This window comes from Aeromonas sp. EU05-FHT14A05 (assembly GCF_058791175.1).
On record NZ_JBYTDH010000001.1, the window covers coordinates 657,121 to 673,420 of the forward strand.

General features: G+C 60.7%; 13 protein-coding genes. 9 read left to right on the forward strand and 4 right to left on the reverse strand.

The features are described 5' to 3' along the window. Nucleotides 1-3 precede the first annotated feature (3 nt). Nucleotides 4-579: a PilZ domain-containing protein gene (locus AC3WR3_RS02800; protein WP_025326811.1), complete on the reverse strand. Its 576-nt coding sequence runs from the start codon at nt 577-579 to the stop codon at nt 4-6. 306 nt (nt 580-885) lie between these two features. Between AC3WR3_RS02800 and AC3WR3_RS02805 the strand changes: the two genes are divergently transcribed. From AC3WR3_RS02805 to lolE, 3 genes are all read left to right on the forward strand, one after another. Further along, nucleotides 886-2,121, forward strand: a complete 1,236-nt coding sequence (locus tag AC3WR3_RS02805) for a lipoprotein-releasing ABC transporter permease subunit (protein WP_492291092.1) — start codon at nt 886-888, stop codon at nt 2,119-2,121. Between the two features lie 97 nt (nt 2,122-2,218). Next, nucleotides 2,219-2,917 carry a lipoprotein-releasing ABC transporter ATP-binding protein LolD gene (gene lolD, locus AC3WR3_RS02810; protein WP_374394789.1) on the forward strand — a complete coding sequence of 233 codons (699 nt, stop codon included), beginning with the start codon at nt 2,219-2,221 and terminating at the stop codon, nt 2,915-2,917. Then, nucleotides 2,917-4,158 (forward strand): lipoprotein-releasing ABC transporter permease subunit LolE, encoded by a 1,242-nt coding sequence (lolE, locus tag AC3WR3_RS02815; RefSeq protein WP_492291093.1) that lies wholly within the window; start codon nt 2,917-2,919, stop codon nt 4,156-4,158. Before lolD ends, lolE begins: the two co-directional genes overlap by 1 nt. Before the next feature lie 100 nt (nt 4,159-4,258). Here the strand turns inward: lolE and yfbR are convergent, their stop codons facing one another. Next, nucleotides 4,259-4,849, reverse strand: coding sequence for a 5'-deoxynucleotidase (gene yfbR / locus AC3WR3_RS02820; protein ID WP_139439396.1), 591 nt, complete (start codon nt 4,847-4,849; stop codon nt 4,259-4,261). Between the two features lie 90 nt (nt 4,850-4,939). Continuing rightward, a complete protein-coding gene (locus AC3WR3_RS02825) occupies nt 4,940-5,374 on the reverse strand; it encodes a YccF domain-containing protein (RefSeq protein ID WP_025326815.1) in 435 nt (144 codons plus the stop codon). A gap of 430 nt (nt 5,375-5,804) precedes the next feature. Here AC3WR3_RS02825 and tig point away from each other — a divergent pair, with 430 nt between their 5' ends. The 6 genes from tig to ppiD all read left to right on the forward strand — a co-directional run bounded on the left by tig (nt 5,805) and on the right by ppiD (nt 14,241). Further along, nucleotides 5,805-7,115, forward strand: coding sequence for a trigger factor (tig, locus tag AC3WR3_RS02830; protein ID WP_492291094.1), 1,311 nt, complete (start codon nt 5,805-5,807; stop codon nt 7,113-7,115). Nucleotides 7,116-7,201: 86 nt separating this feature from the next. Continuing rightward, on the forward strand, nt 7,202-7,825 hold the full coding sequence (gene clpP / locus AC3WR3_RS02835; RefSeq protein WP_005324106.1) for an ATP-dependent Clp endopeptidase proteolytic subunit ClpP: 624 nt from the start codon (nt 7,202-7,204) through the stop codon (nt 7,823-7,825). A gap of 70 nt (nt 7,826-7,895) precedes the next feature. After that, on the forward strand, nt 7,896-9,170 hold the full coding sequence (gene clpX, locus AC3WR3_RS02840) for an ATP-dependent protease ATP-binding subunit ClpX (protein WP_005324108.1): 1,275 nt from the start codon (nt 7,896-7,898) through the stop codon (nt 9,168-9,170). A gap of 140 nt (nt 9,171-9,310) precedes the next feature. Further along, nucleotides 9,311-11,665 (forward strand): endopeptidase La, encoded by a 2,355-nt coding sequence (lon, locus tag AC3WR3_RS02845; protein WP_202045408.1) that lies wholly within the window; start codon nt 9,311-9,313, stop codon nt 11,663-11,665. Nucleotides 11,666-11,905: 240 nt separating this feature from the next. Continuing rightward, complete coding sequence (gene hupB, locus AC3WR3_RS02850) at nt 11,906-12,178, forward strand: nucleoid-associated protein HU-beta (protein WP_005315375.1); 273 nt, start codon at nt 11,906-11,908, stop codon at nt 12,176-12,178. A gap of 149 nt (nt 12,179-12,327) precedes the next feature. Next, entirely contained in the window at nt 12,328-14,241 is a 1,914-nt protein-coding gene (ppiD, locus tag AC3WR3_RS02855) for a peptidylprolyl isomerase (protein WP_404838355.1), read from the forward strand. Nucleotides 14,242-14,529: 288 nt separating this feature from the next. On the opposite strand, the gene AC3WR3_RS02860 is transcribed toward ppiD, so the two are convergent. Next, nucleotides 14,530-16,122, reverse strand: coding sequence for an ABC-F family ATPase (locus AC3WR3_RS02860; RefSeq protein ID WP_492291095.1), 1,593 nt, complete (start codon nt 16,120-16,122; stop codon nt 14,530-14,532). Between the last annotated feature and the right edge of the window lie 178 nt (nt 16,123-16,300).

Sequence of the window (16,300 nt, forward strand, 5' to 3'; positions counted from 1 at the left end):
TGATTAGCGCTGACGCTCTTGGGCACGCAGCTTGAGCTGTTTCGATTGCACATGCAGGCTGGCACGCACCAGCAGCTCCCTGTCATCCTCGCGGATCCGCACATAGTCGAGCACCACATGGGTGCCGTGCTCGCCGGGCTCCCGCTGCTTGACCTCCCCATAGCAGTAGACGGCGGAGGCCTCTTCCCGCAGGAAGATCTTGAGCCGCACTAGCTGGTGCAGCTGCGGCGGCTCGCCGTGCCCCTGGTGCGGGTGCAGGTAGGTGAGCTGACCGGCGCCAAAGCGCAGGGTGTGGAAGCGATGTTCGGGGTGGTCCTGCGCCGCCAGCACGAAGCCCATGATCATGTCGATCTTGCGGGACTGCTGGTTGATGATCTCCACCAGATCGTGCATGGACTCGTTCTGGTTGCGCAGCAACCGGCTGCTCACCAGATCGATGGAGGTGATGGCGGAGGCGATGCGAAAGGGCTCGGGCAGCTCGGCATCAAGGGCCTCCAGCGTCGGCAGGTGAAAGTCGGCCGGCATGGGGATCACATTGACCGGCGTGGCATGGGTGACGCTGAAGAACTGTTCCTGCATGGAGGCTATCCCTTGTTGTCATAGACGATTTTTAAAGGCGCTGTTGACCTTGCCCCGCGGCGGCGTCCCCGGCCTGGCGCGAGACGCCATCTCCGGCCGTCCCCGGGGCTCTCCCGTCTGGCGGCGCAACATGACGGCGGGGGCCTCGCATCGGGCGAAACATGGTGCCATGGGCGGCCTCTCGGGCTCAGGGGAATGGGCCATTGAGCCAGCCCCGGCGTCATCTGCTGCGGCAACGCGGCTTGCGTTGAGGCGTCAACAGACCCTATTATCCGGCATCTTATTTTGTTGGCAACGTAGATATCCTTGAAGACCGGACTTTTTCAGCCACTCTCGCTGGCCATAGGGCTGCGTTATGCAGGCTCGCGACGCAGTAACCGCTTCGTCTCCTTTATCTCCCTGTTTTCCACCTTTGGCATCGCCATCGGGGTTGCTGCCCTGATGGTGGTCATTTCGGTGATGAACGGGTTCGAGGGACAGCTCAAGGGGCGCATTCTCGGGGTGATCCCCCACGTGGTGGTGACCAATCCGGCGGGGCGCATCGATGCCCATCCGCCCGGCCTGCCCGATCTCGACAAGTTGCCCCACGTGGTGGCCACGGCCCCCATGCTCGACAGCGAAGGCATGTTGCAAAGCCCGGGCCAGCTCACCGGGGTGAGCGTGCAGGGGATAGATCCGGCCCGCTGGCCCAAGGATGACATCCTCCATGCCCAGATGCTGGGGGGGCGGCTGGACAGCCTGCAGCGCGGCCAATACCACATAGTGCTGGGGCAGGGGGTGGCCAACCGCCTCAAGGTCTCCATTGGCGACGAGGTGCGTCTCATCCTGACCGAAGGGACCCGCTTCACCCCCTTTGGCCGGGTACCGGCCCAGCGGATCTTCACCGTCTCCGGCATCTTCGGGGTTGGCGCCGACGTGGACAGCCAGGTGGCGCTGATTGCCCTGGGGGACGCCCAGCGCCTGCTGCGCCTGCCCGAGGAGACGGTGGGCGGCATCCGCCTCTGGCTTGACGATCCCTTCGCCGCCGACCAGGTGGTGAAAACCGCGCTGCCGGACGGGCTGGAGTGGCAGGATTGGCGCCGGGAGCGTGGCGAACTCTTCCAGGCGGTGGCCATGGAGAAACGCATGATGGGGCTGATGCTGGTGCTGATCATCGCGGTCGCTACCTTCAACATCCTCTCCGCCCTGGTGATGGTGGTCACCGACAAGGAAGGGGAGGTGGCCATACTGCGTACCATGGGCATGAGCGAGTCGGGGATCGTCAAGATTTTCATGGTGCTGGGGGCGTCGAGCGGCGTCATCGGCGCCCTGTTCGGCGGTCTGGCGGGGCTGGCCCTGTCGTTCGGACTCAACCCCCTGCTCGATGCGATGGGGCTCAACCTCTATATGGCGGCGGGGGGCAGTGGTCTGCCGGTCATCGTCGAACCCGCCCAGGTCATGACCATCTTGCTGGGGGCGGTGCTGCTGAGCTTCAGTGCCACCCTCTATCCGGCGGCCCGTGCGGCCCGGGTCAAACCGGCAGAGGCATTACGTTATGAATAGCGCTGTGAATCCATCATCTTCTGTTGTTACCTCCGGTGCGAGTGCCGGCGTTGTGACTGGTGCCAATGTGGTCACCGGTATAAGTGGAGCCCCTGTTATGAATGAACCCCAGTCCTGCGAGCCTCTGCTGCGCTGTCAGGCCCTCAACCATGTCTATAAAGAGGGCAATCTGGAGACCCAGGTGCTCAAGGGGATAGATCTCTGCGTCGCCCCCGGCGAGATGCTGGCGGTGGTGGGGAGCTCGGGCTCGGGCAAGACCACCTTGCTGCACCTGATGGGGGCGCTGGACAACCCCTCGAGCGGTGCCGTGCTGTTCAAGGGGCAGGATATCCACCACTGGGACAGCAAGACCCAGGCCCGTTTTCGCAATCAGGAGCTGGGCTTCGTCTATCAGTTCCACCACCTGCTGGCCGAGTTCACCGCGCTGGAAAACACCGCCATGCCGCTGCTGATCGCCGGCGAGTCGGTGGCGAGCGCCACCGACAAGGCGACCCGGATGCTGGGGCGGGTGGGGCTCTCCCACCGTCTCCATCACCGGCCGTCCGAGCTGTCCGGTGGCGAGCGCCAGCGGGTGGCCATCGCCCGTGCCCTGGTCAACGAGCCGAGCCTGGTGCTGGCGGACGAGCCCACCGGCAACCTGGATCACGCCAGCGCCACTGCGGTGTACGAACTGCTCTGCGAGCTCAACCGGGAGCTGGGCACGGCCTTCGTGGTGGTCACCCATGACTTGAGCCTCGCCGCCAAGCTGCACCGCCGGGTGACCCTGGTGAGCGGCATCATGGCGGAGGTCGCCTGATGTTCAAGCCGCTGCCCCTCTTTCTGGGCCTGCGTTACAGCCGCTCCCGCCGTCGCAACGGCTTCATCGCCTTTATTTCCGCCTCCTCCCTGATCGGCATAGCACTCGGGGTGATGGCCCTCATTCTTGGCCTCTCCGCCATGAACGGCTTCGAGCGGGAGCTCAAGAACCGGGTGCTCTCGGTGGTGCCCCACGGTGAGCTCATCGGCATGGAGGCGCCCCTGCCGGACTGGCCGAGGCTTCGGGACTACCTGCTGGCCCAGCCTGGGATCGAGGCCGCGGCCCCTGTCATCCGCCTCGATGGCCTGCTGGAGCACGGCTCCGCCATCAAGGGGGTGCAGGTGCGCGCCGTGCTGCCCGAGCTCGAGGCGAACCTGTCGGACGCAGGCAACTACATGACAGGGCTTGGCTTTCGTGAGCTGCAGGCGGGCGAGCACGGGGTGATCCTCGGCAAGACCATCGCCGACAAGCTGGGGGTCAAGATAGGTGATCCCGTGACCCTGCTGCTGCCCCAAGGGGGAGACGAGACGGGGATCAAGAATCCCCGGCGGGAGACCCTGACCGTGGTGGGGCTGCTGGAGATAGGCGGCCAGCTCGACGGCGTACTCGGCTTCATGCACTTGGCCGATGCCCAGTCCATCACCGGCATGGGCAGCGCGGTGGAAGGCTTCAGCCTCAAGGTGAACGACGTGCTCAAGGCGCAGTCCATCACGGTGGCGGCCGCCCGCAAATTCCCGCACTACGTCTACATCAGCAGCTGGATGAGCCGTCAGGGCTATCTCTATCAGGACATCCAGATGGTGCGCACCGTCATGTACGTGGTGATGCTGATGGTGGTGGCGGTGGCCTGCTTCAACATCGTCTCCACCCTGGTGATGGCGGTCAACGAGAAGCGCAGCGAGATCGCCATCTTGAAGACCATGGGGGCGAGCCCAGGCCAGATCCGGCTCACCTTCGTCATCCAGGGGATGGTGAACGGGGTGCTCGGGGCCTTGCTCGGTGCCCTGCTGGGGGGCCTGCTTTCGAGCAAGCTCACCCAGATCCTGAGCGGTATCGAACAGCTCATCGGCCATCGCTTCTTGAACCCGGACATCTACTTCATCGACTTCCTGCCGACCGAGCTGCACATGCAGGATCTGGTGATTGTGACCAGCGCCGCCATCCTGATGAGTCTGCTGGCCACCCTCTATCCCGCCTGGCGGGCCAGCGGTCTGGTGCCCTCCCGGGAGCTGGGTCACTGATCCGCGAGCCAGCTCTGCCAAGCCTGGCAATATGCTGAAAAAGAAGGGCCCGCCGATCTGCACCGGCGGGCCCTTCTCTCTTCTGGTCGTTCCGACTGGCTTAGTGGGCGTTGAGCTCATCGAGGGGCAGGGAGAAGCTCGCGACGAACACATCGATAAAGTAGCGCATGGCCGGGTTCATCCTGGCCTCCAGCATCTGCTCGAGGCGCTTGCGCGCGGGCTCGAACTCCCGGTTGCCTGCATTTATCTCCTCCAGACACTTGGTATAGGCACAGAGGGTGTCGGCATCCTTCACCAGCCGGGCGAGGGCGTCGTCCTGGGCAGCGGAGTCGAGCAGGGGGCGAAAGTCTTCCATCAGCTCGGGGGGCAGCATGCCCAGCAGGCGCTGTTCGGCGGCGAGTTCAATCTTCTTGTACTCGCGGGCTATCTCGGGGTTGAAGTACTTGACCGGGGTCGGCAGATCGCCGGTCAGCACCTCGCTGCTGTCGTGATAGAGGGCCATCACGGCGGCGTGGTTGGCATCCACCTTGCCATCAAACAGCCGGTTGCTGATGACGCCGAGGGCGTGGGCCACCATGGCCACCTGCAGGCTGTGCTCGGCGATGTTTTCCGGCTGTATGTTGCGCATCAGGGGCCAGCGGTAGATGAGCCGCATGCGGGCGAGGTTGGCGAAGAAGTGGCTGGGCAGCATGGAGGACCTCGAACTGGGGCAATGAAAAAGGGCAGACCCTAGTCTGCCCTTTTTTGACATCCCAGGCATAGCCTGGTGATGCATTCTTGCTTAGCGAATATAGCGACCGGATTCGGCCTCGTGGTTGGTGACTATCATCTGGCCTATGGGGGCCAGGGCAATCAGCGCCAGCTTGAGGTGTTGGATGCCGAACGGGATGCCGATGATGGTCACGAAGCAGGCCAGGGCCGAGGCGATGTGGCCGATGGCCAGCCAGATCCCGATCACCAGGAACCAGAGGATGTTGCCAATCATCCCGAGGGCCCCTGTGCCGATGTCGCTCTGGCCCGTCATTGTCTTGCGGTTGACCGCCTGCTTGCCAAACGGGAAGAAGGTAAAGGTGCCGATGACGAAACAGGCCCGTCCCCAGGGGATCCCGATCAGGGAGACGAAGCAGAGCAGCCCGGCCAGCCACCAGGCCAGCCCCATAAAGACGCCCCCCAGTACAAACCAGAGCAGATTGAACAAGAAGCGGAAAAAGGACATGTGGGTCTCTCCAGACTCATAAATTGGCAGTCACCATAGCGAGCGGCGCCGAGGGACGCAATGGCTGATGCGAGAAGGCGGACAATTTGGGTCGCAGACCCCCTGACCGCGGCTCTCCCGATGACGCCGGGAGATGAAAAAAGCATAGCGTGACGTGCAAAAGGGTGAGCAAGCGCAAATTATTGCGAACCTGATGCTTGAACTCGGCGCAAGGCTTCCCCATATAGGAGGCAGTCTTGCGCAAATTGTGCTGTCTGTGCCCCTGATGGGGGATGTGCGGCTCGACGCGACCAATGTGCGCCGCTATAATGTCGCGTCATATTTTCTCATCACAAAGACAGTCGTTGTCTTTATAAACAGGAAGACTCCGGGCTTTGCCCAGGGGTAATAAAGGGTCAGCACACAGTGCTGAGTTGAACGAGGTAAAAGAATGCAAGTTTCTGTAGAGACAACCCAAGGTCTGGAACGCCGTCTTACCATCACTGTACCGGCTGCTACCGTTGACGCTGCCGTGCGTAAAGAATTGAATGGCCTGGCCAAGACTCGTCGCATCGACGGTTTCCGTCCTGGCAAGGCTCCGGTTGCCATCATCAAGAAGATGTTCGGCGCCATGGCCCATGCCCGCGTTGCCGATGAAATGATGCAGAACAACTTCATCAAGGCCATCATCGAGAGCAAACTGAGCCCGGCCGGTGCGCCGACCATGGATCCGAAAGAGATCAAGGAAGGCCAGGATTTCGAATTCACCGCCACTTTCGAAGTGTACCCGGAGTTTGAAGTTGCCGGTCTCGAGAGCATCAAGGTCGAGAAGCCGGTTGCCTCCGTCAAGGATGCCGACCTGGCCAACATGATCGACACCCTGCGCAAGCAGCACGCCACCTGGTCTGATGTCGATACCGCTGCTGCCAATGGCATGCGTGTCACCCTGGACTTTGTCGGTTCCATCGACGGTGAAGAGTTCGACGGTGGCAAGGCTGAAGGTTTCACTCTGGAACTGGGCGCTGGGCGCATGATCCCTGGCTTCGAAGACGCCATCCTGGGTAAGAAAGTGGGCGACGAGTTCACCATCGAGGTGACTTTCCCGGCTGACTACCACGCCGAAGCCCTGAAGGGCAAAGCGGCCAAGTTCGCCTCCAAGCTGAGCAAGGTTGAAGAGCAGGTTCTGCCTGAGCTGACCGAAGAGTTCGTCAAGCGTTTTGGCATCGAGAGCGGCAGCGTCGAAGAGCTGAAAGCCGAAGTGCGCAAGAACATGGAGCGCGAACTGGCCCAAGCCCTGAAGAACAGCGTGAAAGAGCAGGTGCTGAACGGCCTGGTTGAAGCCAACCAGATCGATCTGCCGAAGGCTGCCGTTGCCCAGGAAATCGATGCCCTGCGTCAGCAAGCCCTGCAGCGTTTCGGTGGCTTCCAGGGCGGCAACGCTCCCGAGCTGCCGGCCGAGCTGTTCCAGGCGCAAGCCGAGCGTCGCGTACGCGTCGGTCTGCTGCTGGGTGACGTCATCCGCACCAACGAGATCAAGGCTGACGACGCCCGTGTGACCAGCATCATCGAGTCCATGGCCACTGCCTACGAAGATCCGAAGGAAGTGATCGAGTACTACCAGAAGAACGAGCAGATGCTGAACGGCGTTCGTAACCTGGCCATCGAAGATCAAGCCATCGACCTGATCCTGTCCAAGGCGCAAGTGACCGAGAAAGAAGTTGCCTTCGACGAAGTGATCAACAAGTCCGGTGCCGCTGCCTAAGAACATTTGACTTAAGGTCAAAACTGTTAAGTATAATGGCCCGTGTGATCTCCACTCGGGCCATTTTATTTTAGGGACAATGCCTTATGTACAAGAACTATAACGATGTGACTGAATCCCCACGCAATGCGCTCATCCCTATGGTGGTCGAGCAGACGGCGAAAGGGGAGCGTTCCTATGACATCTATTCCCGTCTGCTCAAGGAGCGGGTGATCTTCCTGACCGGTCAGGTTGAGGATCACATGGCGAATCTGGTGGTGGCTCAGCTGCTGTTCCTGGAGTCCGAAAACCCGGATCAGGACATCAGCATCTACATCAACTCGCCGGGTGGTGCCGTCACTGCGGGGATGTCCATCTATGACACCATGCAGTTCATCAAGCCGGACGTCAGCACCGTCTGCATGGGGCAGGCCTGCTCCATGGGCGCCTTCCTGCTGGCCGGCGGTGCCAAGGGCAAGCGTTTCTGCCTGCCTAACGCTCGGGTGATGATCCACCAGCCGCTGGGCGGCTTCCAGGGCCAGGCATCTGACATCCAGATCCATGCCCAGGAGATCCTGAAAATCAAGAATACCCTGAACGATCGTCTGGCTTTCCATACCGGACAGGACATGGCCACCATCGAACGCGACACCGACCGTGACAACTTCATGTCGGCCGAGCAGGCCGTGGCCTATGGTCTGGTTGACGGCATCCTGAGCCAGCGCGGCTGAGCAGGGTATCCCGTCCTGTTGTAAACTCAACAGGACGATCCATCCTCTATTGATAAAACGAGGTCGCTGAATGACAGAGAAACGCAAGGGTGAGGGCGACAAGCTGCTTTATTGCTCTTTCTGCGGCAAAAGCCAGCATGAAGTGCGTAAGCTGATCGCTGGCCCTTCCGTCTACGTATGTGATGAGTGTGTCGAGCTGTGCAACGACATCATCCGCGAGGAGATCCGCGAGATCTCTCCCAAGCGCGATGGTAGCGAGCTGCCGACCCCTCATGAAATCCGCGCTCATCTGGACGACTACGTGATCGGGCAGGAGTACGCCAAGAAGGTGCTGGCAGTTGCCGTCTACAACCACTACAAGCGTCTGCGCAGCGGCAGCGAGTCCGGTGGTGTGGAGCTTGGCAAGTCCAACATCCTGCTGATTGGCCCAACCGGCAGCGGCAAGACCCTGCTGGCCGAGACGCTCGCCCGTCTGCTGGATGTGCCCTTCACCATGGCCGATGCCACCACATTGACCGAAGCCGGTTATGTGGGCGAGGACGTGGAGAACATCATCCAGAAGTTGCTGCAAAAGTGCGACTACGACGTGGAGAAGGCCCAGCGCGGCATCGTCTACATCGACGAGATCGACAAGATCTCCCGCAAGTCGGACAACCCCTCCATCACCCGCGATGTCTCCGGGGAAGGGGTGCAGCAGGCACTGCTGAAGCTGATCGAAGGCACCATCGCCTCCGTGCCGCCGCAAGGGGGCCGCAAGCATCCGCAGCAGGAGTTCCTGCAGGTTGATACCTCCAAGATCCTCTTCATCTGCGGTGGCGCCTTCGCCGGCCTGGACAAGGTGATCGAACAGCGTTCCGTCAAGGGGACCGGCATCGGCTTTGGTGCCGACGTCAAATCCAAGAATGCCAAGGCGACCTTAAGCGAGAACTTTGCCAAGGTGGAGCCGGAAGATCTGATCAAGTACGGTCTCATCCCCGAGTTCATCGGTCGTCTGCCGGTGGTGGCGACCCTCACCGAGCTGGACGAAGCGGCCCTCATCCAGATCCTGAAAGAGCCGAAGAACGCGCTGACCAAGCAGTACGCCGCGTTGTTCGCCCTGGAAGAGGTGGAGCTGGAGTTCCGTGACGACGCCCTGAACGCCATCGCGCGCAAGGCTATGGAGCGCAAGACCGGTGCCCGTGGTCTGAGATCCATCGTCGAAGCCGTGTTGCTCGACACCATGTATGACCTGCCCTCCCTGGAAGGGGTCAGCAAGGTGGTGATCGACGAGACGGTGATCAAGGGGGACTCCGCCCCCCTGATGATCTACGACAATCCCGAGACACAGGCCGCAGCGTCAGAGTAACTGACTGATTTTTAATCACATAAAGGGGCATTTTGCCCCTTTCATGCTTTTTACGGCCAAGGCGATTGAATCTCATCTTTGCGCCCCCATATACTCAGCCAAGCGCTTTGCCAACGGTATAACAAGCCGAGAGGACATATATGAACCTAGAGCGTTCAGAACGCATCGAGATTCCCGTCCTGCCTCTTCGTGACGTGGTGGTTTACCCCCACATGGTCATTCCACTCTTTGTGGGGCGGGAAAAATCCATTCGCTGTCTGGAAGCGGCCATGGAGCAGGACAAGAAAGTCCTGCTGGTGGCCCAGAAGGATGCGTCAACTGACGAGCCGACGGTGGAGGAGATCTTCTCCGTCGGGACAGTGGCCAACATTTTGCAGATGCTCAAGCTGCCTGACGGCACCGTCAAGGTGCTGGTGGAAGGGGGCCAGCGTGCCCGTCTTGAGCGGATGATCGATGACAAGGACTTCTTCGTCGGTGAGGCGCAGTACATAGCGTCTGCCCCCATCGAGGAGAAGGATCAGGATGTGCTGGTGCGCTCCGCCATCGGCCAGTTTGAAGGCTACATCAAGCTCAACAAGAAGATCCCGCCCGAGGTGCTGACCTCGATCTCGGCGATCGATGATGCGGCGCGCCTGGCTGACACCATGGCTGCCCACATGCCGCTCAAGCTCGAAGACAAGCAGAAGGTGCTGGAAATCGCCTCTGTGTCCGAGCGCATCGAGTTTCTGATGGCCATGATGGAGTCGGAGATCGATCTGTTGCAGGTCGAGAAGCGCATCCGCTCCCGGGTCAAGAAGCAGATGGAGAAGAGCCAGCGGGAGTACTATCTCAACGAGCAGATGAAGGCCATCCAGAAAGAGCTGGGTGAGCTGGAAGACAGCCCGGACGAATTCGAAGCCCTCAATCGCAAGATTGACGAGGCGGGGATGCCGGACGATGCCCGTGAGAAGGCCCTGGCCGAGCTTGCCAAGCTGAAGATGATGTCCCCCATGTCCGCGGAAGCCACAGTGGTGCGCAGCTATGTGGACTGGATGGTGCAGGTGCCGTGGAAGGCCCGCTCCAAGGTCAAGAAGGATCTCGCCAAGGCCCAAGAGGTGCTGGATTCGGATCACTATGGCCTGGACAAGGTCAAGGATCGCATCCTCGAGTACCTGGCGGTGCAGGCGCGGGTGAACAAGCTCAAGGGCCCCATCCTCTGTCTGGTCGGGCCTCCCGGTGTGGGCAAGACCTCGCTCGGTCAGTCCATCGCCAAGGCGACCGGTCGCAAGTACGTGCGCATGGCGCTCGGTGGCGTGCGTGACGAGGCGGAGATCCGCGGTCACCGCCGTACCTATATCGGCTCCATGCCCGGCAAGCTCATCCAGAAGATGGCAAAAGTCGGCGTGAAGAACCCGCTGTTCCTGCTCGACGAAATCGACAAGATGAGCTCGGACATGCGCGGCGACCCCGCGTCCGCCCTGCTGGAAGTGCTGGACCCCGAACAGAACAGCAGCTTCAACGATCACTATCTGGAAGTGGATTATGACCTGTCGGACGTGATGTTCGTGGCCACTTCCAACTCCATGAACATCCCGGGTCCGCTGCTGGACCGGATGGAAGTGATCCGTCTGTCCGGTTACACCGAGGACGAGAAGCTCAACATCGCCAAGCAGCATCTGCTGGCCAAGCAGATCCAGCGCAACGGTCTGAAGGAGTCCGAGATCACCATCGAAGACTCTGCCCTGATCGGCGTCATCCGCTACTACACCCGCGAGGCGGGGGTGCGTAGCCTGGAGCGCGAGATCTCCAAGATCTGTCGCAAGGCGGTCAAACGCATCCTGCTGGACAAGAGCATCAAGCATGTTCAGGTTAATCAGGAGAACCTCAAGGAGTTCCTCGGGGTACAGCGTTTCGACTACGGCAAGGCCACCAGCCAGAACCAGATCGGTCAGGTGTGCGGGCTGGCGTGGACCGAAGTGGGGGGCGATCTGCTCACCATCGAGACCACCAACATGCCGGGCAAGGGCAAGCTCACTTATACCGGTTCCCTCGGTGACGTGATGCAGGAGTCCATCCAGGCCGCCATGACGGTGGTGCGGGCCCGTGCCGAGAAGCTGCGCATCAATGCCGACTTCTACGAGAAGCGCGACATCCACGTGCACGTGCCGGAAGGGGCGACCCCGAAGGACGGCCCGAGCGCCGGTATCGCCATGTGTACCGCCCTGGTCTCCAGCCTCACCGGCAACCCGGTGCGTGCCGATGTGGCCATGACCGGCGAGATCACCCTGCGGGGCGAAGTGCTGCCCATCGGGGGTCTCAAGGAGAAACTGCTGGCGGCTCACCGTGGCGGTATCAAGCGGGTGCTCATCCCGAAAGAGAACGAACGAGATCTCGAGGAGATCCCGGACAATGTCAAACAAGACCTTGAAATTTATCCGGTTCGCTGGATTGACGAGGTGCTTGCACTGGCGTTGCAGGACAATCCGCAGGGTTTCGAACGCGTTTCTGTCGTGTAAATGTTGATGCGCCGCAAATTTGGCGCATTCGGGGGGTGGTTAAGGCTTGCATGCGCCGGATAACGGAAGTAGCCTTGACCACCGATCGGGTACTCATGATGAGTCGCAATGCGTGATGTGGCGCGGGTTTGCGCCAGATTGTCACTTGCAACTGATCAGGAGGCTTGTTATAAAACCTCCACTTGTTGTGGCCAGGGAAATCAGTGCCGCAGCGATGTTCGATAAAAGGGGAATATAAGAGTGAATAAATCTCAACTGATTGACAAGATTGCAGACGGTGCTGATATCTCCAAAGCCGCCGCTGGTCGTGCGCTGGATGCTTTCATTGACGCCGTTGGTGAAGCCCTGAAAGAGGGTGACCAGGTTGCTCTGGTTGGCTTCGGTACTTTCGCCGTTCGCGAGCGTGCCGCTCGTTCTGGCCGTAACCCGCAAACTGGTGCGACCATCGAAATCGCTGCCGGTAAAGTTCCTGCCTTCAAAGCCGGCAAGGCCCTGAAAGACGCGGTCAACTAAGCCGGGCGCTGATTTTCATCGGCTCCGACCTTGGTCGCTGACCAGACAAGTGAGAGGGCTCTCCCTCATACTGATTGACCAAGGCGCATCGCAATCGGTGCGCCTTTTCATTATTCATGCCCATCGAGTTCGGGAGCATAAGTACAAACATGATGTTGGATAAACTACGCGAAGGGGCGCAGGGCAAGGTAGCCAAGGTTATCTTGGGCCTGATCATCCTCTCCTTTGCCTTGGCCGGTGTAGGCAGCTACCTCAATGGCCCGGCACGTACCGCCCCCGCTACCGTCAACGGCAATGACATCAGTGCCCCCGCACTGGAGAATGCCTATCGCAACGAGCGGGCCCGCATGGAATCCCAAATGGGTGAGGCCTTCAACCAGCTGGCCGCCAACCCCGACTACATGAAACAGTTCCGCCGCGGCGTGCTGGACCGGCTGATCGATCAGGCGCTGATCGATGACAAGGCCCGTCAGCTCGGCCTGCGGGTCAGTGACGAGCAGATCAAGCAGGCCATCGTCGCCATGCCGGAGTTTGCCGAAGAGGGCAAGTTCAACAACGATCGCTACCTGCAGCTGATCCGTCGTGCCGGCATGACCCCTGAGATGTTCCGCGACTCCCTGCGCCAGGACATGGTGCGCCAGCAACTGATGGGCGCCGTGCTGGGCTCCGAGTTCGCCCTCAAGGGCGAGGCCGAGCAGCTCGACAAGCTCTACAACCAGACCCGGGACCTGCGCCTGGTGCGCCTGGCTGCCTCCGCCTACCTGGGTGAGGTCGAGGTGAGCGACGCCGAGGTGGATCAGTTCTACAAGACCAACAGCGGCCGCTTCATGAACGACGAGAAGGTCAAGGTCGACTACCTGCTGCTGGATGCGGCCAACCTCGGCAAGAACATCAAGGTGACCGAGCAGGATGCCCAGGATTACTACGATCAGCATCAGGACCTGTTCCAGCGTGCCGAGCGTCGCCGCGTGGCACACATCCTGATCCCCTTTGGCAAGGATGAGAAGGCGGCCCAGCAGAAGGCCGACGAGCTGCTGGCCAAGGCCAAGGGCGGTGAAGACTTCGCTACCCTGGCCAAAGCCAACTCCAGCGATACCTTCTCCGCCAAGAAGGGCGGCGAACTGGACTGGTTCGAGAAAGGGGTGATGGATCCTGCCTTCGAGCAGGCTGCCTTTGCACTGGCAAAGACAGGGGATCTTTCCACCGTGGTGAAGAGCCCGTTTGGTTTCCACATCATCAAGCTGCTGGCCGTCGAGCCTGGCAAGACCAAGCCGTTCGTGGATGTGATGAGCGAAACCATCACCCGTCTGCAAGCGGACAAGGCCAAGGAGCTGTTCTTCGCCGAGCAGCAGAAGATGGCCGACAGCAGCTTCGAGAACCCGGACTCCCTGGATCTGACTGCCGAAGCCATGGGTCTGAAGGTGATCTCGTCTGATTACTTCAGCCAGGCCGATGCCCAGGCGCCCCTCAATGATCCCAAGGTGCTTGCGGCTGCCTTCTCCGAGCAACTGCGCGACGAGAACACCAACTCCGACGTGATCGAGCTCTCCGATGGCAAGGCGCTGGTGCTGCACATCATGGGTCACCAGCCCAAGGCAGCCAAGCCGCTGGCGGAGATCAAGGATCAGGTGATTGCGGCCATCAAGCATGAGAAGGCCAGCGAAGTGGCCCGTGGCAAGGCTCAGGGCCTGCTGGACAAGCTGCACGCCGGCGAGGACATCCAGGCCGATCTGACCGCCCTCGGGCTGAAGGTGGAGAGCCACAAGGGGGTTTCCCGCTTCGCCCAGGAGATGGATCAGAACCTGCTGGCCCAGGCGTTCCGCATGCCCCATCCGAAGGATGGCAAGCCGAGCGTCGAGCTGGTGGCCGAAGCCAATGGCGATCGCGTGGTGGTGGCCCTGGACAAGGTCAATGTGACCAAGGAGCCCTCCCAGATGGTGAGCCTGCTGCAAGGCCAGCTCGGTCAGGGCAAGGCCCAGGCCGACTACAAGTCGCTGATCGACGAGCTGCGCAAAGCGGCCAAGATTGAGTACTTCACCGATGTGGAGGCGACCGTCGAGTAATCGACTCACGCCCTCAATTGAAAACGGCTCCTTGATGGAGCCGTTTTTTTATGTCCCGAACACGTGTCTGCTCGGCAAGCGCGGGCGGGCTGAAGAGGGAAGGGGCCAGCCACCGGCTTGTGCTGTCTATCCTGGGATAAGCCGGACGGCTGCATAAGAGTGCGGCTCTTGCACAGCACTCTTGCTCCCCAATCCTTCCCTTGCCGTGGGGGACGCTTGCTGGGGTGCACGGAGGCATAAAAAAAACCGGCGCCACTGGCGCCGGTTTCACGATGTAAGACCCGGGAGTTACACCACGCCCTGACTGCGCAGGTAATCCTCATAGGTGCCGCCGAAGTCGTGGATGCCGTTCTCGGTCAGTTCCATGATGCGGGTCGCCAGGGAGGAGACGAACTCGCGGTCGTGAGAGACGAAGATCAGGGTGCCCTGATACATCTCCAGCGCCAGGTTCAAGGATTCGATAGATTCCATGTCCAGGTGGTTGGTCGGCTCATCCATGATCAGGATGTTGGGACGCTGCATCATCAGCTTGCCGAACAGCATGCGACCCTGCTCGCCACCGGAGAGCACCTTGACCGGCTTCTTGATGTCGTCCTGGGAGAAGAGCAGACGACCCAGCACCGAGCGTACCGCCTGCTCGTCTTCGTTGGGCTGTTTCCACTGGGACATCCAGTCGAACACGTTGAGATCGGTGTCGAAATCGTCGGCATGATCCTGGGCGTAGTAGCCGATCTGGGCATTCTCGGACCACTTGATGGTGCCGCTGTCCGGCGCCAGCTCGCCCATGAGGGTCTTGATCAGGGTGGATTTACCGATGCCGTTGGTACCCAGAATGGCGACCTTCTCGCCCACTTCCAGCATCATGCTCAGGCCCTTGAACAGCGGCTCCTCACCATACCCCTTGGACAGCCCTTCGATCTCCAGGATGTTGCGGTAGAGCTTCTTCTCCTGCTCGAAGCGGATGAAGGGGTTCTGACGGCTGGAGACCTTCACTTCCTCGATCTTGATCTTGTCGATCTGCTTGAGGCGGGAGGTGGCCTGGCTCGACTTGGAGGCGTTGGCACTGAAACGGGAGACGAAGGATTGCAGATCGGCAATCTGGGCCTTCTTCTTGGCGTTGTCGGCGATCAGACGCTCGCGGGCCTGGGTGGCTGCCGTCATGTATTCGTCGTAGTTGCCCGGGTAGACGCGCAGCTCGCCGTAGTCCAGATCCGCCATGTGGGTGCAGACTGAGTTCAGGAAGTGACGGTCGTGAGAGATGATGATCATGGTGCTTTCACGATCGTTGAGCACCTGCTCCAGCCAGCGAATGGTGTTGATGTCCAGGTTGTTGGTCGGTTCGTCCAGCAGCAGGATGTCGGGGTTGGAGAACAGCGCCTGTGCCAGCAGCACCCGCAGTTTCCAGCCCGGGGCCACTTCGCTCATGGGGCCGTTGTGCAGCTCGATGGGGATGCCGGCACCCAGCAGCAGCTCGCCGGCGCGGGATTCGGCGGTATAGCCGTCATACTCGGCGACCAGGCCTTCCAGCTCGGCGGCCTTCATGTAGTCGTCGTCGGTGGCGTCGAGGTTGGCATAGATGGCATCGCGCTCGGCGATGGCGGCCCACAGCTCGCTATGACCCATCATGACCACGTCCAGCACGCGCATCTCTTCGTAGGCGAACTGATCCTGGCGCAACTTACCGATGCGCTCGTTGACGTCCAGGCTCACATTACCGCCAGTGGGCTCCAGATCGCCGCCGAGGATCTTCATGAAGGTGGACTTGCCACAGCCGTTTGCGCCGATGAGGCCGTAGCGGTTGCCGCCGCCAAACTTGACGCTGATGTTCTCAAACAGCGGCTTGGCGCCGAACTGCATGGTGATGTTGTTGCTGCTTAACAAAGGAGATGTCCCGGGTTGTCTGTCAAATGGCGCGCATTATGGCACAGATCCCCCGAAAGTTTTAGCAAGAACTGTGATCGGGGCCCATTGCAACGGGGACCCGGTGGCGAAAAAGGCGTCGCTCATCTGAGGTGAGGGAAAGGAGAGGCGAGGGGGAGGCCCGGAATAAGAAAAGCCG

What these genes read in the sequence shown, in the direction of transcription:
- AC3WR3_RS02800 (WP_025326811.1), bottom strand. Translation starts at nt 579, where the DNA reads ATGCAGGAACAGTTCTTCAGCGTCACCCATGCCACGCCGGTCAATGTG.
- lolD (WP_374394789.1), top strand. Translation starts at nt 2,219, where the DNA reads ATGAATGAACCCCAGTCCTGCGAGCCTCTGCTGCGCTGTCAGGCCCTC.
- lolE (WP_492291093.1), top strand. Translation starts at nt 2,917, where the DNA reads ATGTTCAAGCCGCTGCCCCTCTTTCTGGGCCTGCGTTACAGCCGCTCC.
- yfbR (WP_139439396.1), bottom strand. Translation starts at nt 4,849, where the DNA reads ATGCTGCCCAGCCACTTCTTCGCCAACCTCGCCCGCATGCGGCTCATC.
- AC3WR3_RS02825 (WP_025326815.1), bottom strand. Translation starts at nt 5,374, where the DNA reads ATGTCCTTTTTCCGCTTCTTGTTCAATCTGCTCTGGTTTGTACTGGGG.
- tig (WP_492291094.1), top strand. Translation starts at nt 5,805, where the DNA reads ATGCAAGTTTCTGTAGAGACAACCCAAGGTCTGGAACGCCGTCTTACC.
- clpP (WP_005324106.1), top strand. Translation starts at nt 7,202, where the DNA reads ATGTACAAGAACTATAACGATGTGACTGAATCCCCACGCAATGCGCTC.
- clpX (WP_005324108.1), top strand. Translation starts at nt 7,896, where the DNA reads ATGACAGAGAAACGCAAGGGTGAGGGCGACAAGCTGCTTTATTGCTCT.
- lon (WP_202045408.1), top strand. Translation starts at nt 9,311, where the DNA reads ATGAACCTAGAGCGTTCAGAACGCATCGAGATTCCCGTCCTGCCTCTT.
- ppiD (WP_404838355.1), top strand. Translation starts at nt 12,328, where the DNA reads ATGATGTTGGATAAACTACGCGAAGGGGCGCAGGGCAAGGTAGCCAAG.